Source organism: Arthrobacter sp. NQ4 (genome assembly GCF_029077345.1).
GTDB lineage: Bacteria > Actinomycetota > Actinomycetes > Actinomycetales > Micrococcaceae > Arthrobacter.
In genome coordinates this window covers 28,864-49,447 of record NZ_JARETC010000002.1, presented here as the reverse complement: position 1 = coordinate 49,447, position 20,584 = coordinate 28,864, and the positions used below count along the sequence as shown (strand labels likewise).

Here is a 20,584-nt window from a genome sequence, read left to right as displayed (position 1 = left end):
TTAGTAACGCGGGTAACTTGGATCACACGCGCAAGGTAACGCGAGTTACTTGCAATCGGGCAGGACAGATGTCCTCCCGGCAGAACTGGCACTACCCGGCTCAATGAAGACCACTGGAGCATTCAATGGCGAAAAACGCCTCCTCAAGCAAACCCGTTGCTGCACGGCAGCGTGGTGTCACCATGAGTGACGTCGCCAAGCATGCCGGAGTCTCCCGGACGGCTGTCTCATTCGTGCTGAGCAACCGCGAAAACGCCAGCATCTCGGAAGAGACGCGGACCCGGATCGCCGACGCCGTCCAGGCCTTGGGCTACCGTCCAAATGCCGGGGCCAGGGCGTTGGCATCCCAGCGCAGCGACTGGTACGGGATTGTCACAGAGATCGTGACCGCACCCTTCGCAGTGGACATCATCAAAGGCGCCCAGGACCAGGCCTGGATCGACCATCGATTCCTCCTTATTGCCCCGTCGGACCAGGGCGATACGGCCGGCCCCAACCAAGGAATGGAGGAGGCTGCCGTTGAGAAGTTGCTGGAGCAGCGGGTGGAAGGCCTGCTGTACGCGGCAACGCACCACCGCGGTGTACATGTGCCCCCAAGCGCGCACGAAGTGCCCACGGTGCTCGTCAACTGTTTCGACCTGGACGGAAAGCTGCCCTCGATCGTCCCCGACGAAAGGGCCGGCGGACGGGTGGCCATCGAACGCCTCCTCCAGGCCGGCCACACCAGGATCGGTGTGATCAACCTGGACCCGGGCATCCCTGCAGCTGTCGGGCGTCTGCAGGGGGTCCGGGAATCCCTGGCCGACGCAGGCCTTGAGCTCGATCCGGAGCTGGTGGTGGCCGGGTATGCAACGGCAGACGGCGGCTACGACGCTGCCTGCCAAATCCTTGACCGGTACCCGGCCAAGGAGAGGCCAACCGCACTTTTTTGCCTCAATGACCGCATGGCCATGGGCGCTTACGACGCCATAAAAGAACGTGGCCTGGCCATCCCCGGTGACATCGCCGTGATCGGCTTCGACAACCAGGAACTCATCGCGGCCTACCTCAGGCCCAAGCTGACCACGGTTGCGTTGCCGTTCGAAAAGATGGGCGCTCTGGGAGTCCAGACGCTTGCCGCCCTTACAGCAGGACAGCCGATCCCTGCCGGCCAGCAGTTGGTCGACTGTCCGCTGCTAGAACGCTCTTCGGTCTGACCGCGAAATCAACGTCGAAGAGCAAATCCCCCACCCACCCTTCACCTTGCTGATGAAGACAGGAAGAGATAACCCATCATGACACAAACCAGGTTCTTCACGTCTGCCCGCATTGCCGCGGCCGGACTGGCCGTAGGCGCGATGCTGACCGGCTGCTCTGCCACGGGCAACAAGCCCGCCGGCACCGACGCCGCAGCCAACGCCGGCGCGTTCCTCACCATCCCCCGCGAAGACATGGGCACGTTCGTGCAGAACTTCAACCCGTTCGCACCAACCGTCAACCCCATGGTCCAGCAGTCCATTTACGAGTCACTCCTCATCTTCAACCCCGCCAAGGGAGACACCGTGCCGTGGCTGGCCACCGACTGGAAGGCCGCGGACGACGGCAAATCCATCACCTTCACCTTGCGTGATGGTGTGAAGTGGTCCGACGGCCAGCCGTTCGTTGCCGACGACGTCGCGTACACGTTCGAGCTTCAGAAGAAGCTGAAGGGCGGCTACGAGTACCTCGACGGCGTCACGGCACAAGGCAACAAGGTCACGTTCAACTTCAACAAGCCCTGGTCCCCCGCACTCTACGACGTCGGCCAACTCAGCATCCTGCCCAAACACATCTGGTCCGCACTGGCCGATCCGGAGAAGGAGGCCAACGCCAAACCGGTAGGCACCGGGCCGTACACCGAGGTGGACAGCTTCCAGGCCCAGTCCTTCGTGCTGAAGAAGAACCCCAACTACTGGCAGCCGGAGAAACAGAAGATCGCCGGCATCAAGATGCTCGCCTTCGCCGGGAACGACGGGGCCAACCTCGCCGCAGCCAACGGCGACGTGGACTGGGCTCCGCAGTACATTCCGAACATCGGGAAGACCTTCGTCTCAAAGGACAAGGACCACCGGCACTACTGGTTCCCGCCCACGGGCGCCATGATCAACTGGCAGCTGAACACCACCAGGGCGCCGTTCAACGACGTGGACGTCCGCAAGGCGCTGAGCATGGCCGTGGACCGGGACCAGGTCACCAAGATCGGCATGAGCGGCTACGCCCAGCCGGCCGACTGCACCGGGCTCTCCGGCAACTACGAGACCTGGAAGAACACCCAGGTCAAGGACAACTGCACCTGGACCAACCACGACGTCCAGAAAGCCAATGAGCTGCTGGACAAGGCGGGCTACGCCAAGGGCGCCGACGGCAAGCGCACGCTCAAGGACGGCAAGCCGTTCGAGTTCAAGATCTCCGTGGGTTCAAGCTCGTCCGACTGGCTCTCGGTTGCGAACGTGATCTCCCAGAACCTGGCAGAAGTCGGTGTGACCGCGAAAGTGGACTCCCCGGACTGGGCCGCTGTTGTGTCAGGCTACGAAACCGGTGACTTTGACTCCGGCATCGTCTGGAGCGCCAACGACCCCAGCCCGTACAAGTACTTCAACACCTCCATGGGCTCCTCCACGGTGAAGCCGGTGGGTACCAAGACGTTCGACAACTACCACCGTTTCGGCGACCCCAAAGCCGATGCCCTGCTGACGGAGTTCGCTACCGCCACGGACCAGTCCAAGCAGAAGGATATTGCCAACAAGCTGCAGGAAGAGTACAACGACGCCGCACCGCTGGTGCCGCTCTTCTCCGGCCCGGAGTGGGGTGCCTACAACGACACCCGCTTCATTGGCTGGCCCACCCAGGACAACCCCTACGCCACCCTCTCGGTTCGCGCACCCACCACGGTTCTGGTGCTGACCAGCCTGGAACCGCGCAAGTAAGGGCCTGGCCGCCCACCGCGCGACACCGCTGGCCGCCGGACTATCCGGCGGCCAGCCCCCACACTTCACCACTCCCGAATTGGAGGGAAACCGTGCGCTTCATCCTGCGCCGCCTGGGTTTCTACCTGATCGCCTTCTGGGCATCCATCACCCTGAATTTCCTGCTCCCCCGCTTCATGCCCGGGGACCCCGTCTCCCGAATGTTCGCCCGCTCCCAGGACCGAATGCAGCCCGAACAGATTGAGGCCCTGCGCAAGTTGCTCGGCGTCGACGACCGGCCCATCTGGGAACAGTACGCCGGCTACCTCCAGAACATCCTCACCGGGCAGATGGGGGTATCGATTTCACGGTTCCCCACACCGGTCACCGAGGTCATCTCGTCCCAGATCGGCTGGACCCTGCTGCTCGGCGGGACCGCCCTGGTGATTGCCGCCGTCGTCGGTAACCTGCTGGGCATCCTGGCAGCGTGGCGCCGCGGCGGCGCGGTCGATTCAGCCCTGCCTCCCGTGCTGGTCTTCATCGGTTCGTTTCCATACTTCTGGCTTGCGATGGGCGCGCTGTACCTGTTCGGCGTGGTGTTGGGCTGGTTCCCGATCCGGCACGCGTTCACGGACGGCCTGGAGCCGGCGTTCACCACTGAGTTCCTCGGAGACGTCGCCGCCCACCTCGTACTCCCGGCGCTGACCATCGTGCTGGTCTCCATCGGTGGCTGGATGCTTGGCATGCGGAACACCATGATCGCCACCAACTCCGAGGACTACATCACCATGGCCGAAGCCAAGGGCCTCCGCCCGGCCCGCATCATGCTCCGGTACGCCGCCCGGAACGCGATGCTTCCGTCCGTCACCAGCTTCGGCATGGGCCTGGGCTTCGTCGTGGGCGGGGCCCTTCTCACCGAGGTGGTGTTCGCCTACCCCGGCGTCGGCTACCAACTCCTCAACGCCGTCCAGGGCCTTGACTACCCACTCATGCAGGGCCTGTTCCTGACCATCACCGCCGCCGTGCTGCTGGCGAACTTCCTGGTGGACATCCTCTACGTCCGCCTCGACCCCCGCGTGCGCAGCAACTGAGCACTGCGTACCCCGTAACCAAGGGACCGACCATGACCAGCGTTATCCTCCAGCAGCCAACCGAAGCAAAAGCTGCCCGCAAAACCAACCGCGGCTTCATCCACGGACTCACCACCAACAAGAAGGCCATGACCGGCATGGCCATCATGCTCGTCTTCATCGTCCTGGCGCTGGCCGCGCCCATGCTGTTCCCAGGCGACCCCTCCCGGATCACCGGCATGGCCTCACTGGAACCGGACGGCGAGCACTGGCTCGGAACCACCGCCAAGGGCCAGGACGTGCTCGCCCTGACCGTCCACGGCGCCCGGAGTTCCCTGTTCGTGGGCCTTACCGTCGGCTTTGCGTCAACCTTCGTCGGTATCCTCGTCGGGCTGGCATCGGCCTATTTCGGGAAATTCGTCGACGAAACACTGTCGCTGCTGACCAACGTCTTCCTCCTCCTTCCCGGCCTGCCGCTGCTCGTCATCCTGGCCGCCTTCCTGCCCCCGGGACTGGGCACCGTGATCCTGGTACTCACCGTCACCGGATGGGCCGGCTCGGCTCGCGTTCTCCGGTCACAGGCCCTGTCCATCCGTTCCAAGGACTTCGTGGCTGCCGCCGTTGTGTCCGGCGAGCGAGCCGGACGGATCATGTTCCGCGAAATCCTGCCGAACATGGCATCGATCGTGATGGGAACACTGCTCGCCTGCGTCATCTACGGCATCGGGGCCCAAGCCGGCCTCGAATTCCTTGGACTGGGTGATGTCAGCACCGTCTCCTGGGGCAACAACCTCTTCTGGGCCGGAAACGAAGGCGCCCTGCTCACCGGAAGCTGGTGGGTCTTCGTCCCCTCCGGCCTCTGCATCGCCCTGGTGGCATTCGCCCTGGCACTCATCAACTACGCAGTCGACGAAGTAACCAACCCGCGGCTGCGGAAGATCCGCAAACCCGCACCCACCGAAAGGAGCGCGGCACAGTGACCGTCTCCCAGACCTCCTTCGGCTCCCACGAACCAGTCCTCGACGTCAAGAACCTCACCGTCAAGTACATCGGAGACACCCGCTCGACCACGGCCGTGGACAACGTCTCCTTCAGCATCGGTGCCGGCGAGGTGTTCGGGCTGGCCGGCGAATCGGGTTGTGGAAAGTCGACCATCGCCAACTCAATCATGCGGCTGCTCAAGGACCCGGCGAAGATCGCTGCCGGCAGCATCTCCTTCGGAGGCAGGAACGTGCTGGCGATGAGCCAGGACGAGTTGCGCCGTTTTCGCTGGCAGGACGTTGCCATGGTGTTCCAGTCAGCCATGAATTCGCTGAACCCGGTGCTGACCATCGGGGAGCAGATGGCCGACATTTTCACCACGCACGCCGGTTACTCGCGCCAGGAATCCCTTCGACGCGCTGCACAGCTGCTGGAACTGGTCAGAATCGATCCCGCCCGCCTCAAGTCGTACCCGCATCAACTTTCCGGCGGGATGCGGCAGCGGGCCGTCATCGCCATGGCCGTGGCACTCAAGCCGTCACTTCTGATTCTGGACGAGCCAACCACCGCGCTGGATGTGGTGGTGCAACAGGAGATCATGGCGCAGATCAAGGACCTCCAGCGCGAACTGGGCTTCTCCGTCCTGTTCATCACCCACGACATGTCCCTGATGGTGGAACTCTCCCACCGCATGGCCGTCATGTACGGCGGCCGCATCGTGGAGACCGCCAAAGCCCAGGACATCTACACCACACCCGGCCACCCCTACACCCAGGCCCTCATGGGCGCTTTCCCGCCGCTCACGGGCCCGCGGGTCCCGCTCAAGGGCCTGCCCGAAGGCGTGAAGTTCCGGAACATCCCGGACCTTACCGAAATTGCGCCGGGCCACTTCGTGGCACCGTTTGACGCCGAAGCCGCCGTCTTTGAAGGAGCAGCACAATGAGCCACACCGTCCACTCCCCAACACGGCCGGATGTTTCCACCCGGACCCCGGCTCTGGAGGTGCGCGGACTGGGAAAGTCATTCCACACCGGCGGCCTGTTCTCCAGCCAGACCGTCCGGGCACTGCACCATGTAGACCTCACCATCGGCCGCGGAGAAATCGTGGCACTCGTCGGGGAATCAGGTTCCGGCAAAAGCACCCTGGCCCGCTGTGTCGCGAGGCTTGAGAAACCCAGCGAAGGCGCCATACTGCTCGACGGCGTCGACGTCCTCAAACGCGACCGCTTCCTGGCCTCACGCACGTTCCGCTCCCGGCTTCAGATGGTCTTCCAGGACCCCTTCGGCTCCCTCAACCCCGTACACCGGGTCGAGCACTTCCTGCGACGGTCACTCGTGATTCACGGCAAAGGCGGCTCCGGCCGGCGCGGAACCGAAGAGCAGACCCGGCATCGTCTCGAGGAGCTCATGACCACCGTCGGGCTGCAGGCTGACATGCTCAACTCCTACCCCCACGAACTCTCAGGCGGGCAACGTCAACGGATCGCCATCGCACGCGCGCTCGCCGTCGAACCTCAAGTCATCCTGGCCGACGAACCAACGTCCATGCTGGACGTATCGGTCCGCATCGGCGTGCTGAACCTGACGCGGAAACTACGCGATGAACAGGGCATTTCCATGCTCTACATCACCCATGACCTCGCCTCAGCCCGGTACCTCGCGGACCGGACGGCTGTCATGTTCGCCGGCGAAATCGTGGAAGAGGGCGAATCCCTGGACCTGCTGGCCAACCCGGCCCACCCCTACACCCAATTGCTGGTCTCGGCTGTTCCGGATCCGGCCCGTGCCGGCTCCTACGACCCCCTTCACCGCGCCCGGCTCCGGCAGGCTGTCATGGCTTCCACCACCTGCGCCTTCGAAGGCGATCCGGATCAGCGCTGCTCAGCCGAGGAACCCGTCCGGCACCAGGTGGGCGATCCGCTGGACCGCCACTGGGTCCGCTGCCACCTGTACCGGCCAGGCGCCGGCGGCGGCCACGCACTTTCAACGGAACCGCAGCCTGCAACCTGAAGTTCCTGTGTCACAAACAGGCCACCCGTCCCGTCTGTCCTGGCAGGTGCACGGTACATCGAATACGACAGCAGCACCGCCCTGCGCTGCCCGAAAACATCAATATCCATGCTGTAGCAGCACCGAAGCTGTCTACCGAAAGGGAACCCATGCAAAATTTACCCCCTGTCTCCCGGCGTGCCCTCCTCACCGGAAGTGGAGCGGTTGCCTTCACAGGATCGCTCGCACTCTCCGCCTCCCTGGCCCAGCCGGCAGGAGCAGCACCACCAGAGACCCCAAGCGCCACTCCGGCCAAGCCGCCCTTTAAAGGACCAACCCGCATGCGCCCGACTTATCACTTCAGCGTCCCCGACAACTGGAAAAACGACCCTCAGCGGCCCATCTACATCGATGGCGAATACCACTACTACTACCTCTACAACGGCGATTACCTGCAGGGTGGTGGAGGCACATCGTGGCGCCGCGCGACCACCACCGACCACGTCTCCTTCCGCGACCGCGGCGTCGCCATTCCAAAATTCAGCAACGACAACGGCGACTGCTGGTCAGGATGCCTTGTCATCGACGAACGAAACACTGCCGGATACGGCGAGAACGCCGTGATCGCCCTCGTAACGCAGGCGCCCCAAGGCCGCCAGGCCCAATACCTCTGGTACTCCACGGACCGTGGGCGCTCGTTCCAGCCCGGTGACCCGGCCCCGGTCCTGCCCAACCCCGGAGTACAGGACTTCCGCGACCCGAAAGTGATCTGGGACGCCGACCGGGGTCAGTGGTTCATGGTCAACGCCGAAGGGCAGAAGCTCGGCTTCTACACATCCCCCAACCTGCGCTCCTGGCAGCGGGTCGGCGAGTTCATCCGCACTGATCTGGGGCTGCTTGAGTGCCCCGACCTTTTTCAAATGACCGCCGACGACGGTACTTCGCACTGGGTCCTCGGCACGAGCGCCAACGGCAAAGGCCGCGGCCTGCCCGCAACCTACGCATACTGGATTGGGTCATTCAACGGCACCTCGTTTGTTCCCGACCAGGCCGAGCCGGAATGGCTGGACTACGGCTATGACTTCTACGGAGCAGTCACCTACCCCCACCACGACACCTCCGGAGCAGAGGATGCCACCCTGCGCCGGGCGCTCGGATGGGCGAACTTCTGGGACTACCCCCACAACACCCCGACCCTGGCGACTGACGCGTACAACGGCGACGACATGATCGTGCGCGATGTCCGGCTGAAGAAGGAAGGTACCAGCTACCACCTCGTCTCAGCCCCGACAGCCGGCCTGAGCGACCACGTTAAGCAAAGCCACCGCCTTGGTGACGTCACTGTCACCGGCACCCGGGACCTCGATATCAACTCACTGGGCTATGACCTGAACTGTGAGCTGAGGTGGGATCCGGCCAGCCCGCCCGCCAACGTTGGCCTTGAGATCTGCCGTGCAGCCGGCGGGGGCCGGCACGTCGCAGCCGGCGCATTCCTCCGCGGCCCCTTCGTGTACGTGAACCGGCGACCCACCATCAACCCAACCGGCGGGGAAAGCCAGACGCCCTTCGACCCCTCGGCAGGGCGCCTAACGCTCCGTATCCTCGTTGACCGGACAAGCGTCGAACTGTTCGTAGGAGACGGACGGGTAGTGCACTCACACCGGGTGTTCCCCCTTGACGGCGACAATGGCATCCGTCTTTACGCACACGAGGGAACTGCCACCTTCGGCAACCTCACGATCAACGAAATCAGCGCGCTGTCATAACCCAACGCAAAACGCTGCGGGCAGGCCGTCCTGCCATCAGCCGCCGAATGGCCTGCCCGCTCCCCTACCATCACCTGCCGGAGAGAAGATCATGGCAAACCCCAAAACAACTCCCCATGACACCCAACGCTTCCTGGACGTCCTGGTCGTCGGCGAAGCACTCGTCGACGTGGTCACCACTCCGGACGGCCAGGTTGAGCATCCCGGTGGATCGCCGGCCAACGTCGCCTACGGCCTAGGGCTTTTGGGCGTCGCCACCGGGCTGCTGACGGCCATCGCCCCGGATGCACGCGGCACACTGATAGAAGGGCACCTACACCGGGCAGGAGTGACTCTCCTGCCGGGATCAAAGCTTCTCGCGCGCACGGCAACGGCCGCAGCAATCCTTGGGTCTGACGGCTCCGCGGAGTACGACTTCGACATCCACTGGGAACTGCCACCAGCAACGCCTGCCTACTTGCCGAAAATCCTCCACACGGGTTCCATAGCCACCTTCCTGGACCCGGGGGCGGGCGTGGTCAAAGCCCTGATGGAACAAGCCCACGCACAGTGCACCGTGACCTACGATCCGAACATCCGTCCCTCGTTGCTGGGCAGCCATGCAGAAGCGAAAGGGATTTTCGAAGAACTCGTATCCCTGACCGGCGTCGTGAAACTCAGCGACGAAGACGCCCACTGGCTCTATCCCAACAAGACCCTTGAGGAAATCGCCGACCATATCCTCCGGCTCGGCACCGGCCTGGCGGTCATAACAAAAGGGGCCGAAGGGTCCCAATTCACCTCCGCTGCCGCAGGCGTCACAATCCCTGCGGTGAGGACCTCGGTCGTGGACACCATTGGCGCTGGGGACTCCTACATGGCCGCGCTCATCCTTGGTCTCCTCACCCGGGGAACTGAAGGCTTCGCCCCTGCTGTCCTGGAGCAGCTGGGACGCACTGCAGCCACAGCGGCGGCCATCACCGTACAGCGGGCCGGAGCCAACCCGCCGACTTTGGACGAACTGAAAGGTGCAGTCGAAGCACCGGACTCCGCAACATCGAGACCCGCAACAGAACAAACCCACCAGAGCACTCCTGTAGTGGCTTCTGTGCCCTGACATGCTTCGACCCGAAAGGTGAAGAGGGGCACTGCAGGGAACCGCGAAGAGCACGGCCGGCAAAATGGCGCGCTACACCACTGCCACAGTGGGACCCCTCGTCCACCGTTCCGTACTGGTGCAGGTCCGCGCGGCCCTTCAGGCCGCCGGACCCGGGGAAGGGTACGCCTCGCTCTCTGATCTCGTGGTTGCCGCGACGATGGCGGAAGTCAAGCGACTCCAACGCAAATACAACGAGGGTCAGACCTGGCCCGGTATTCCTGCCGGAAAGCTCCGGCGGGGACGGCCCACCCTTGGTGAGGCTACGACGCGCAAGGAGTAGCCGTGACCTTCAAGAATCCAGTGCCAACCGGGCTGCCGTGCTGCCTGATAACTACTGCAGCCGGATCACGCAGCGAGAAGGGAGGGGGCTGGCGTGGCGCACCGGCATGCTGGTTCAGGACGGTTGAGAGGACCCGTCCTCCGCCGGCGTGGCGCTCGAGGCAGGCGTGTGGTCCGCAGCAAGCGCCTGGCGGCGACGGTAAATCTGGATACCGATAGCCACCGGTATGGCAGTGACGGCGACTGCCCGCATCCACGGCCTGTCCAAAACATGACCGGTGAGGGCATCCAGGGAAACCCGCCCTGGTCCCCCGATCGCGAAGGACGTGGCCGCGAGCCCGAGCACTGCGGGGTATTCCAGGCCGCCGTCCATGGCGAAGAAGCCGTTCGGCGCGTGCACACTGGCCGCCACCCCCATGGTGGTAGCAGCGGCCGCTCCCGCCGCAGGCGTGGCGAACCCCAGGGCAAGCGCCAGCCCGGCACCGGCTTCACCGAGACCAGCCAGCATGGCACTGGTCTTCGCAGGGCGGAAGCCCATGGCATCCATGCCCTTGCTGGTCTCCTCAATACCGCCGCCGCCAAACCAACCGAAGAGTTTCTGCGACCCGTGTGCGACGAGCACACCGCCAAGCGCGGCACGGAACAGGGTACGGGCCGCCGTGGTGGCGGCCGGCGTTACATTTTCATTACTCACGCTGATGAACCCTTCGGTCAGTGGTGCGGGATCAAGCCTTGACGCCATTCTAGGACTCAGGAGACGGGGAATGCTGGGGACTGGAAAGATAACGGCCCGGCGACCGCGGCGCACGTGACGGCTTTGTCATGGGCGAGGTGGCTGATGGCTGACATGGCCGTAGTTGGAATCTTCGTGGCCTGCATGGGCTTCGTGTAGTGGATCGGTCAACTTTTGACTGGCGTCGCCGGGCAAGACGGAGCGTAGGGCGGACAGTGAATGCTGATGCGCTCAGGTGGCTGATCCTGCTGGCAAGACTGGGCTTGTTCGGCTACCTGCTGGCCAAGACCTTCCTCGCGGGACCTGCAGTCTTCATCCCCATCGGGGTCTATTTGGCCCTTGCCGGTGTGCTCGCGGTCAGGCCACCTACGTCCGGACTGGGCGCGGGTCTGCTTTTTGGCCTCGGGATTTTCATCCTGCTTGGCGGCGGGATCTGCATCATGGCCCTCTCGCAGATGAGTCGCCAGATTTGAATCCATCCCGGTTGCCCGGCGTTACGTCGTTTGGAAGTACAGGTGCGTGTGGGCGCCACACCGTTCGTTAAAACGCGCGCCGCAGTAGGGGCACGATGAGCTTGCCAGATAGGTATGGATGGACATCTCACCTTTGCAGACACCGCAGAGAACTGCCGGCTCGGACCACTCGTTCCGCGGCCACGTTTGGGCCCGGTGATCTGCCTCCTCATGGCATAGATGGCAGGGATAGTACCGACGACAGCACTTGAACTTGATCGCTATCACGTCTTCCTGGGTGTGGTAGTGAATGCAGCGGGTTTGGTCATCCACGGTCCTGCCGAAAATCATCATGGGTCCGGCCCCGCTCACTTCACCCGGCGCACGAGGATGTCCGGGAAGGCTCGGTGCGCGGCCACCGCTGCTGCGGACGCCACCGCGTCCTTCACAATGTCGCCCGGGTAGAAGATCAGGTCACTGGCGAAGGCAGCCGGCCACGACAGCTTGAGGTTGACCATCATGCCGAGCACGCCGGGCAGGTGCGATGCCACCACGGTAACCACGACGGCGGAGAGGAAGAACCAGAGGCCGCGCCGCTTGGCCGGGACGCGCCGGATGACCTGCTCCGCGGCCATGCCGACAAGCAGGGCGGCGAGGATGAACCCCGCGATGTATCCGGCCGATCCGCCGGCGAGGACCTGCAGTCCCGCCCGGCCGCCGGAGAAGATCGGCAGGCCAGCGAACGCCAGGAGGAGGTACAGCGCTACAGCGGCTGCGGCACGCGGTCCGCCCAGGACGAGGCCGGTCACCATGATGGCCAGGGTCTGCAGGGTGATGGGCACCCCGAAGCCGCCGACAGGGATGCCCGGGACGATCGCCGAGGCTGCGATCAACGCGGCGAACACGGAAATAAGGGCCAGTGACTGCGCATCCCATATCCGGCGGGTCGTGCGGGGTCCGGTCCCGGCCGCGGGGCGCGGTGCCTGGGCCGGGGACTGGGACGGGGCCGGGCTCGGCGTCGCCGGTCGGGTCATGGTTCCTCCTGTGGTGTTGGGCTGGGTCCTGCGAAGAAGGCTACACAGCCCTGCCTCCGGCCTTTTTGTAGCGAGGCCACCACCATGCCGGTGATCTTTGGACCAACCACTACAAAAGCGGACGGCCCGTCGAGCCGACACCGAAGGGCGGCGCTGGCCCCGGCCAGGAACCCATCGAAATCAACACCATTTGTGCCGACGCGTGGGGCCGCGTGGGGAGTCGAGGAACTTCATCGGCGTCACAGCCGCACGGAACATCCGGACACGGTCTTCCCAACGCGTGATGAACACTTGCCGAAAGCATGTTTAACCCCGGCGCGTGGGAGCCCGCTCTGACTTCGAGGCACCCTAAGGTCGGTAACCATGATCACCCCCAATCATCGTCACCGCCGTGCGGTCATCACCGCACTGGCCGTGTCCCTCCCCTTCGCCTTCCTCACCCCCGCAGGCCCCTCCACCGCGGCACCCACGGCACCGGCTCCCGATCAGAAGGCCGCCGCGCCGTCGTCCACCCACCTGGACCTCGGCGCCAAGGACCTCTCCGAGACCCGCAACGTAACCACCCTGGCCCCGGGCCTGACCCGGGCCACAATCACCCGCGGCACCCCCAACCAGGACTTCTTCTGGACCGCCGAAGTCGCGGTCCCCTCCACGTCGCCGGACCCTGACGCCCCCGCCTCCGCGCTGTCCACCCAGTCGCAGGCCCAGATGGTCGCAGACAAGCTCAACGCCGCCGGTCTTACTGCCCGGGTTGAACACGTCCAGTCACCCCAGCTGGCCGACGCCGGCGGCGACCTCGGCTACCGGGTCCGCGTGGGCCAGTTCGGGTCCAAGGCGGACGGCTCCCCCACCGTCGACCAGGTCAAGGCCGCCGGCTACAAAGCCTCGGTGATCTACACAGGCTGGGACGGCGATGCCGGTACCAGCGAGGACGACCGCGGCCCCTGGAACCTGCAGGTCCTCACCATTGACCCGAAGGAATTCCACGGAGACCTCAGCTCCTCCTTCGGCCCCAACCTCGAAGACCGCGAAGCGACAAGCCAGCTCTCCGCTGCTTCCGGTGCGCTGGCAGCGGTGAACGGCGGATTCTTCACCATGGACCCGGCAGCAGGCGCCCCAGGGGACCCAGCCGGAGCCGCAGTCCACGACGGGAAGGTCCTCAGCGAACCCGTCGGCGACCGGCCTTCCCTGGTTCTGGACAAGAACGGCACCACTATCGAGCGCCTGCACTGGCACGGCACCGTCACCGCGCCCGGGTCGGCAGAACTCCCCCTGGACGGGATCGACCGCGTGCCCGGGCTCATCCGCAACTGCGGCGGCACCGACGACACCCCGACCAACCTTCCGCTGCACGACTTCACCTGCACGGACGCCAACGAAATCGTCGCCTTCACCCCCGAATACGGCCCCAGCACCCCGGCCGGCCCCGGACTCGAGGCCGTCCTGGACGCGCAGGGCACCGTCACCGCGGTCAACCACACCCGCGGCAGCGCCGTCCCCGCCGGCGGCCAGACCCTGCAGGCCATCGGTTCGGACGTCGACAAGCTCGCCGCCATGGCCGTGCCCGGCAAGAAGCTGAAAGTCGACACGGACTTGCTCACCGAAAATGGCAAAACCTTGACCACCACGCCGACTACGGACGTTGTCAACGGCGGCCCGACTCTGGTCCGGAACGGCCAGCTGGACGTCACCGCCAAGCGCGACGGCATGGTCCGGACCAACGACAGCAACAGCTTCTTCTACGGCTGGGTCCACAAGCGCAACCCCCGCACCTTCGCCGGCGTGGACGCCCAGGGCCGGACCCTGCTGGTCACCGCCGACGGCCGCCAAACCACCTCCTTGGGCCTGAGCCTGAACGAGGAAGCACACGTGGCCAAGTCGCTCGGCATGGTCAACGCCATGAACCTCGACGGCGGCGGATCCACCACCATGGTCGAGGGTGGCCAGGTCATGAACTCACCGTCGGACGCCACCGGCGAACGCCCCGTCGGTGACGCGCTCCTGCTCCTGCCCGGCCGAAAGAACTAGATACACCAAGGGAGAGCGGCGCATGGATACATGCCCCGCTCTCCCTCTCTTTGCCCTGTCCCGCTGTCCGTACGGCCACGGCCGCCGGGTCGGGCGCGGTTGCCTGCTCTTTCAGATCTGAACGACAATCGATTTTGCGGCCGCTGATTCCTCGATGGCTGCCAAGACCCGCTGGACCTGCAACCCCTCCTCGAACGATGGTGACGGGGCTTGACCGTCACGTATGGCGCCCAGACCCAGGCCCGGCTGGGCTTCGGGAATGTAGTCGGCGTTCTGCCCGTCTTTGCCGGTGAAGATCGTGGGCTGGCCGACAGCTCCGCGTGGATGGTCGCCGAGACACTCAGGACCTTTGGTTCGCCCAGCAGGTGGTGCGCGTAGTCGAGGACGTGGATGCCAATCTCAGCCAGGGGGCTCCTCTTCCATCCCCGCCACGGCGAGGGTCTCAACACCGTGGATGCTGCTGTAGGCCTTCAAATGCTGTTGGCCTGCCCAGCCGATGCCGACGACACTGACCTTCAGTGCGGGGGTTTGTAGCTGCTCGGAGTTCACGAAAGATGGTTCCTTATCTATGACTGGCCGCAATTCTGTGTGGATGTGTCCTGGAGGGTGAAGTCACCGCACTGGTGCTGCGGCGGACAGCGGTCCCAGTTCAGTGGTATGGGGAGGGTCGGCTCCCGGCCGGGAGCAGGTGATCCCGCCGGCCCGGTTGGCATATGCGGCCAGGGCATGGAGCTCGTCCGTGCCCAGCGTCTGCAGGCGTTGTCTTCCGGCTGCCCCAAGCGTTCCGAGCTGGGCAAGGCCGGCGATGACAGCGGCCATGAAAGAGTCGCCGGCGCCCACGGTGTCAGCCACGGTGACGGGTTCTGCTTGCATTTCAATGCGCGCGCGCCGGGTGATGATGACCGGGCCAGCGGCGCCCCGGGTCAGGGCTGCAATGGACGGTCCCAGTTCCAGCCAGGCTGCAAGGCTTTCCTCCGGGCTGCGGTCGGGGTACAGCCAGGCCAGGTCTTCGTCGCTGGCCTTAACGATGTCGCTGGCCGCCACAAACCGTTCCGCCCGTGTACGAGCTGCGGTGACATCAGGGCTGATGGCCGGCCGGCAGTTGGGGTCGTAGCTGATCGTTGCCCCCTCCCCCGCCGCCTCGAGAAGGCCAAGGACGGCCTGGTCCCCTGGCCCCAGTAGAGCCCCAATTGATCCTGCGTGCACATGGGAGGAAGTCTCGACGGCGGCCAACGCAGGCAGTGTTGCCCCCGCCAGGTCCCAGCTGATGTCGAACGCATAAGCGGCGGCACCGCGGGCACCTAACGTTGCGGTGGCCGTCGACGTCGGTGCGCTGCCGCCCCTGATCACCGCGACGCCGTTGGACTGGAGGTGCTCTTCGATCATGAGACCGTACTGATCATCGGCGTAGTGCGTCACCAAATTGCTGGCAAAGCCCAAGCGGGCCACCCCGACTGCGACGTTGAGGGGACTCCCGCCCGCGTGGACCCGGGCCGGAGTTGTCCGTCCGGCTTCCCGGATGACGTCGACGAGCGATTCACCAATGACGGTGACGATGGCTCCCCGTTCAGCCGGTAGGCGCGCAGGTGTGGGTCCGGTATCGGTCATGGCTTGCTTCCTCGCAGTTCTCTTCATCAGTCCCGGGAGCATGGATCTAGCGGCCCGGGTAGACCACGGCTTTAAGCTGTCCACGCTGCTTGCCGGCCTTAAGTGCCTCTTCTGACTGGGCGAGGTTGAATTTGCCGGTGACCAGGATGTCCAGGTCCACTTTCCCGTCAGCAATCAGCTGGATGGCCAGCGGCCAGGTGTTGGTGTAGCGGAAAACGCCAGAGAGCCAGATCTCCCGGTTCTGGATGTAGGAGACGGGCAGCTCCACGTCGTCAGCTCCGAGCCCCACCAGGATGACGCGGCCGGCGGGTGCCACTGCCTTGATCCCGGCGCGGACCGCCTGGGGTGCGCCGGAGGCGTCAATGAACGCATCGACGTCGAGCCCTTCCACACTGTCGGTCTTCGCGTTGAGCGCGCGCGTGGCGCCGTGCTGGAGGGCGAACGCGAGCCGGTCCTCGGCGATATCGGAGATGTAGATTTCGGTGGCGCCGAAGGCGCGGGCGGCCTGGGCGGCGATAATGCCGATGGGCCCGGCTCCGGCGATCAGGACCCTGCTGCCGGGCTTGATCCCGGCGCGTTCGCAAGCCCAGAGACCCACGGAGAGAGGTTCGATCAAGGCGGCGGCCTCGTCGCTGACGCTGTCCGGGATGTCGTAGGCAAAGTCCGACTGGATGGTCACGTACTCGGCGAACGCGCCGTCGACCGGCGGGGTGGCGTAGAACTCGATGTCCGGGCACAGGTTGTAGCGGCCGGCCTTGCACTGCTTGCACGTACGGCAAGGCCGTTGGGGTTCGACGGCGACGCGCTGGCCGATGCGGGCGGGGTCAACGGAGCTGCCGACGGCGGCGATCCGGCCGGAGAGTTCGTGGCCCAGGATGAGCGGGTGGTCCACAACGTAAGGGCCGATCCGGCCGTGCTCGTAGTAGTGGACGTCGCTGCCGCAGACACCGACGGCGGCCACCTGCACCAGTACCTGGTCCGCATCGGGTTGCGGGAGCGGCAAGGTTTCCATGGACATGTCGCCCTGGCTCTTCAGGACGCTGGCCCGCATGGTCGCGGGCAGTTTCGCGTGGGCGCGGGGGCGGAACCGGGTTGTGGGAGTTGTCATCGGAGCGATCCTTTCGAAAGCGGCGTGCACGTTACTTGACAGCGCCCAGGGAGAGGCCCTGGACGAGTTTGTCCTGGGCGGCAAAACCGGCGAACAGCACCGGCAGGGAAATGACGACGGCGGCCGCGCAGACTTTGGCGAGGAACAATCCCTGCCCGGACACGAAGCCGGTCAGGAAGACCGGGGCGGTGCCCGCCACCACGCCGGTGAGGACGCGGGCAAGGAGCAGTTCGTTCCAGCTGAAGATGAAGCAGATCAGGGCGGTGGCGGCGATGCCCGGCATCGCGACCGGGGCGATGACCTTGCGCAGGATCAGCAGGAGGTTGGCGCCGTCGATTTGGGCCGCCTCCAGCATTTCTTCGGGAACTTCGGCGAGGAAGGACCGCATCATCCACACCGCGATGGGCAGGTTCATGGAGGTGTACATCAGGATCAGGAACCAGATGTTGTCCAGTGCCCCTACAGTGCGGGCGAACAGGTAAAGCGGCAGGATCGCAGCCACCACGGGCATCATCTTCGTCGAGAGGAAGAAGAACATGACATCGGTCCACTTCTTCACCGGCCGGATGGAGAGTGCGTAGGCGGCGGGGATGGCCAGCACCAGGACCAGGACCGTGGACAGGATGGATGCGGTGGCGGAGTTGATCAGGGACGGCCACGGGCTGACGCCGGACGTCTCGCCGAAGAATTCCCGGTAGGCGTCCAAGGTCAGGCTTGCCGTGATCGACGGCGGATTGGTGGCCGCATCCGTCTCGGAGTGGAACGAGGTCAGGATGATCCACACCACCGGGGATGCAAAGAGCAGGGCCAGCAGCCACGCAGCGACACCGGCAGCGGTGTTGTTGCGCGTGGGGTCCATCCTCGTGTTACCGCGCTTGCGGTTACCGGTGGTCAGCGCTGTGGGGCGAGGTGGGGTGCTCTGCGGTGCAGCAGGGGTAAGGGTGCTCATCGTGCTGCCTCCTTCTTGAAGAGTGAAAAGACGGTGCGGAGTGCGAAGGTCGCCACGATGATGGTGCCGATGACCACCACGACGCCGGCGGCGGAGGCCAGGCCACATTCGTTGGCGTAGTAGAACGTCTGGTAAATGGCGTAGGGCAGGTTGGCGGTGCCCAGGCCGCCCGCCGTGAGGGTGAAGACGGAGTCAAAGTTCTGCACGATGTAGATGGCGCCGAGCAGACCGCCGAGTTCCAGGTACTGGCGCAGATGTGGCAGCGTCAGGTGCCGGAAGATCGCCCAAGGTGTGGCGCCGTCCATTTGGGCCGCTTCCACTGTGTCCATGGGTCGCGACTGCAAACCGGCGAGCAGGATGAGCATCATGAACGGCGTCCACTGCCATACGAGGGAGACGACGACGGCTGCGAGGGGTGCTTGGGACAGCAGGTCCAGCTGCGGGGCAGCGCTGCTGCCGAAAAGCGACCAGAGCCAGGTGAGGATGCCGTTTATCAGCCCGTAAGCGGGATTCAGGAGGGCGTGCTTCCAGATCAGCGCGGCAGCCACGGGGACCACCAGGAACGGTGCGATCAGCAGGGTTCGTGCCAATCCCCTGCCCAGGAACTTCTTGTCCAGCAGCAGGGCCAGGCCCAGCCCGATGAGCAGGCTGGCGAGCACCACAGAGACGGTGAGGACGATGGTGGTGAAGATCGCCTGCCGCAGGTCCGGGTCGGTGAGGACGGTGATGTAGTTTTCCAGCCCGGCGAAGGCCGTCTTGCTGGGGCTAAGGCTGTTCCAGTTCAGGAACGAGATGAACAACGTCACCACGAAAGGAAGCTGGGTTACCACGATGAGGAAGATCAGGGCCGGGAGCAGCGGCGCACGCCGTGCCCAGGCCATGGCGCGTTCACGGGATGGCGCACGTCGTGTGGGTTTGGCTGCGGTGTGTCCCGGTCGGGAGATACGCGCCGTTGCGGTAGTCATGGGATTCTCCTGCGGTTCGGTTGGTGCTACTTGTACTTGTTGCCGATTTTTTGGGCGGCGTCCTGGCCCTTGGCCAAAGCGTCCGCCACCGTGCCCTGCCCCGCGATGGCGGAACTGACGCCCTGCGAAACGTTTGTGCCCAGGGCAGCGAACTCGGGGATGCCCACAAACTGGATTCCGACGGCGGGTCGCGGCTGGGTGCCGGGGTTCTTGGGATCGGCGTTCTCGATGGCGAACCGCTCCGCGGTGAAGAAGGGGGCAGCCTTCTGGAATTCCGCATTTTCATAGGTGGAGACGCGTTTGCCGGAGGGGACTTTGGCCCAGCCGAGCTTGGATGCCACGAGATGTTCGTAGTCCTTGGAGCTGGCCCAGGCTACGAACTTCCCGGCGGCATCCTGTTTCCTGGAGGCGGCCTGCATGGCCCAGGACCAGGTCCAGAGCCAGCCCGAGGACTTGGTCTCCTTAATGGGAGCCTGGGCGTAGCCGATTTTGCCTTTGACCGGAGAGGAGTCGGCTTCAAGGGCACCCGCGGCCGAGGTGGCGTCGTACCACATGGCCGTTTTGCCCTGGCTCATGTTGTTCAGGCACTCGGTGAAGCCTGCCTGGGCGGCTCCTGCTTCACCGTGTTGGCGGACCAGGTTGGTGTAGAACTCGGTGGCGGCGGTGAACTCCGGGCTGTTGACCTGGGCATTCCAGTCCTTGTCGAACCAGGTGCCGCCAAAGGTGTTCACCACTGTGGTCAGGGGCGCGAAGACCTGGCCCCAGCCGGGCTGGCCGCGCAGGCAGATGCCTTTCATGCCGGGTGCTGCGCCGTCTACTTTCGCCGCGATGTCGGCCACTTGGTCCCAGGTGGGTTTGTCCGGCATGGTGAGACCTTTGGCCTCGAGGATGTCCTTCCGGTACATCAGGAAGGACGATTCACCATAGAACGGTTCGCCGTAGAGCCTGCCGTCCGTACCGGTGAGGGAAGCAGTGTAGGCGGGGAGGATATCCGCCTGGTCGAAGCCGGGGTCCTTGGCCACGCTGTCCAGCGGTGCCAGCCAGCCGTTGGCGGAATAGAACGGGATTTCGTAGTTGGACAGCGATGCGACATCGTATTGACCGGCCTGGCTGGAGAACTCCTGGCTGATCTTGGCCCGGACGTCGTTCTCCGGCAGGATCGTGAAGTTGACGTTAATGCCGGTTTCTTTGGTGAAGTTGTCTGCGGTGAGCTTCTGCAGGTCCTCCATTTGGGGGTTGTTGACCATCAGGACGTTGATGCTGTTGGGGTTGCCGGCGGAATTGCCTCCGCCGGCACCCGCGCAGGCCGTGGCGCCCAGAGCGATGCAGAGGGCTCCGGCGGACAGGACGGCAGCGCGCGTTTTCGGGCGCATTAAGGACTCCTTTGTTCTTCAGGAAGATTCAGGGCAGATGCACCCGACTGCTGCGTCAGGGTGCCGGTCTGGTGTGCGGCCGGCCTCCGGGATCCCGGTGCCGTGCTCTTGTTCCTCAACAGTAGGTGTGCGGGATGTGCCACAACTAGCGTCACCGTTGCCCGTTTCTGATACTTATTTTCCGATC

General features: G+C 64.7%; 20 protein-coding genes and 1 pseudogene. 11 read left to right on the top strand and 10 right to left on the bottom strand.

What is annotated here, in order from left to right; all coding sequences use genetic code 11:
* Nucleotides 1-182 precede the first annotated feature (182 nt).
* From PUN51_RS04045 to PUN51_RS04005, 9 genes are all read left to right on the top strand, one after another.
* On the top strand, nucleotides 183-1,196 hold the full coding sequence (locus PUN51_RS04045; RefSeq protein WP_275180020.1) for a LacI family DNA-binding transcriptional regulator: 1,014 nt from the start codon (nucleotides 183-185) through the stop codon (nucleotides 1,194-1,196).
* A 78-nt stretch (nucleotides 1,197-1,274) separates the two neighbouring features.
* Nucleotides 1,275-2,945, top strand: coding sequence for an ABC transporter substrate-binding protein (locus tag PUN51_RS04040; protein WP_275180019.1), 1,671 nt, complete (start codon nucleotides 1,275-1,277; stop codon nucleotides 2,943-2,945).
* A 92-nt stretch (nucleotides 2,946-3,037) separates the two neighbouring features.
* Nucleotides 3,038-4,015, top strand: a complete 978-nt coding sequence (locus tag PUN51_RS04035; RefSeq protein WP_224025977.1) for an ABC transporter permease — start codon at nucleotides 3,038-3,040, stop codon at nucleotides 4,013-4,015.
* Between the two features lie 32 nt (nucleotides 4,016-4,047).
* The gene (locus PUN51_RS04030; RefSeq protein ID WP_275180018.1) at nucleotides 4,048-4,974 is read left to right on the top strand and encodes an ABC transporter permease; all 927 of its coding nucleotides are present in this window, start codon (nucleotides 4,048-4,050) and stop codon (nucleotides 4,972-4,974) included.
* Entirely contained in the window at nucleotides 4,971-5,918 is a 948-nt protein-coding gene (locus tag PUN51_RS04025; RefSeq protein ID WP_275180017.1) for an ABC transporter ATP-binding protein, read from the top strand. The genes PUN51_RS04030 and PUN51_RS04025 overlap by 4 nt, the downstream gene beginning before the upstream one ends.
* Nucleotides 5,915-6,985 (top strand): ABC transporter ATP-binding protein, encoded by a 1,071-nt coding sequence (locus PUN51_RS04020; protein WP_275180016.1) that lies wholly within the window; start codon nucleotides 5,915-5,917, stop codon nucleotides 6,983-6,985. The genes PUN51_RS04025 and PUN51_RS04020 overlap by 4 nt, the downstream gene beginning before the upstream one ends.
* A gap of 320 nt (nucleotides 6,986-7,305) precedes the next feature.
* Nucleotides 7,306-8,730 carry a glycoside hydrolase family 32 protein gene (locus PUN51_RS04015; protein ID WP_275180015.1) on the top strand — a complete coding sequence of 475 codons (1,425 nt, stop codon included), beginning with the start codon at nucleotides 7,306-7,308 and terminating at the stop codon, nucleotides 8,728-8,730.
* 91 nt (nucleotides 8,731-8,821) lie between these two features.
* Nucleotides 8,822-9,826: a PfkB family carbohydrate kinase gene (locus PUN51_RS04010; protein ID WP_275180014.1), complete on the top strand. Its 1,005-nt coding sequence runs from the start codon at nucleotides 8,822-8,824 to the stop codon at nucleotides 9,824-9,826.
* A 64-nt stretch (nucleotides 9,827-9,890) separates the two neighbouring features.
* Nucleotides 9,891-10,148: a ParB family protein gene (locus PUN51_RS04005; RefSeq protein WP_275180013.1), complete on the top strand. Its 258-nt coding sequence runs from the start codon at nucleotides 9,891-9,893 to the stop codon at nucleotides 10,146-10,148.
* Between the two features lie 114 nt (nucleotides 10,149-10,262).
* On the opposite strand, the gene PUN51_RS04000 is transcribed toward PUN51_RS04005, so the two are convergent.
* Nucleotides 10,263-10,841 carry a DoxX family protein gene (locus tag PUN51_RS04000; protein ID WP_201302463.1) on the bottom strand — a complete coding sequence of 193 codons (579 nt, stop codon included), beginning with the start codon at nucleotides 10,839-10,841 and terminating at the stop codon, nucleotides 10,263-10,265.
* Nucleotides 10,842-11,095: 254 nt separating this feature from the next.
* Between PUN51_RS04000 and PUN51_RS03995 the strand changes: the two genes are divergently transcribed.
* Nucleotides 11,096-11,353, top strand: coding sequence for a hypothetical protein (locus tag PUN51_RS03995; RefSeq protein WP_275180012.1), 258 nt, complete (start codon nucleotides 11,096-11,098; stop codon nucleotides 11,351-11,353).
* A 21-nt stretch (nucleotides 11,354-11,374) separates the two neighbouring features.
* On the opposite strand, the gene PUN51_RS03990 is transcribed toward PUN51_RS03995, so the two are convergent.
* Nucleotides 11,375-11,683, bottom strand: a complete 309-nt coding sequence (locus PUN51_RS03990; RefSeq protein WP_308209019.1) for a CHY zinc finger protein — start codon at nucleotides 11,681-11,683, stop codon at nucleotides 11,375-11,377.
* A gap of 17 nt (nucleotides 11,684-11,700) precedes the next feature.
* Nucleotides 11,701-12,366, bottom strand: coding sequence for a biotin transporter BioY (locus tag PUN51_RS03985; protein WP_224025965.1), 666 nt, complete (start codon nucleotides 12,364-12,366; stop codon nucleotides 11,701-11,703).
* A 363-nt stretch (nucleotides 12,367-12,729) separates the two neighbouring features.
* Between PUN51_RS03985 and PUN51_RS03980 the strand changes: the two genes are divergently transcribed.
* On the top strand, nucleotides 12,730-14,394 hold the full coding sequence (locus tag PUN51_RS03980) for a phosphodiester glycosidase family protein (protein ID WP_275180010.1): 1,665 nt from the start codon (nucleotides 12,730-12,732) through the stop codon (nucleotides 14,392-14,394).
* Nucleotides 14,395-14,505: 111 nt separating this feature from the next.
* Here PUN51_RS03980 and PUN51_RS03975 read toward each other — a convergent pair.
* The 7 genes and pseudogenes from PUN51_RS03975 to PUN51_RS03945 all read right to left on the bottom strand — a co-directional run.
* Nucleotides 14,506-14,628 (bottom strand): annotated as a pseudogene (locus PUN51_RS03975) (gfo/Idh/MocA family oxidoreductase); the annotation flags it as partial.
* 165 nt (nucleotides 14,629-14,793) lie between these two features.
* The gene (locus PUN51_RS03970) at nucleotides 14,794-14,943 is read right to left on the bottom strand and encodes a hypothetical protein (RefSeq protein ID WP_275180009.1); all 150 of its coding nucleotides are present in this window, start codon (nucleotides 14,941-14,943) and stop codon (nucleotides 14,794-14,796) included.
* 63 nt (nucleotides 14,944-15,006) lie between these two features.
* On the bottom strand, nucleotides 15,007-16,002 hold the full coding sequence (locus PUN51_RS03965; RefSeq protein ID WP_275180008.1) for a carbohydrate kinase family protein: 996 nt from the start codon (nucleotides 16,000-16,002) through the stop codon (nucleotides 15,007-15,009).
* 46 nt (nucleotides 16,003-16,048) lie between these two features.
* Nucleotides 16,049-17,110 carry an NAD(P)-dependent alcohol dehydrogenase gene (locus PUN51_RS03960; RefSeq protein WP_275180007.1) on the bottom strand — a complete coding sequence of 354 codons (1,062 nt, stop codon included), beginning with the start codon at nucleotides 17,108-17,110 and terminating at the stop codon, nucleotides 16,049-16,051.
* 31 nt (nucleotides 17,111-17,141) lie between these two features.
* A complete protein-coding gene (locus PUN51_RS03955) occupies nucleotides 17,142-18,059 on the bottom strand; it encodes a carbohydrate ABC transporter permease (protein WP_275180006.1) in 918 nt (305 codons plus the stop codon).
* Nucleotides 18,056-19,024 (bottom strand): carbohydrate ABC transporter permease, encoded by a 969-nt coding sequence (locus PUN51_RS03950; RefSeq protein WP_275180005.1) that lies wholly within the window; start codon nucleotides 19,022-19,024, stop codon nucleotides 18,056-18,058. The genes PUN51_RS03955 and PUN51_RS03950 overlap by 4 nt, the downstream gene beginning before the upstream one ends.
* Before the next feature lie 26 nt (nucleotides 19,025-19,050).
* Nucleotides 19,051-20,397, bottom strand: a complete 1,347-nt coding sequence (locus PUN51_RS03945) for an ABC transporter substrate-binding protein (RefSeq protein WP_275180004.1) — start codon at nucleotides 20,395-20,397, stop codon at nucleotides 19,051-19,053.
* Between the last annotated feature and the right edge of the window lie 187 nt (nucleotides 20,398-20,584).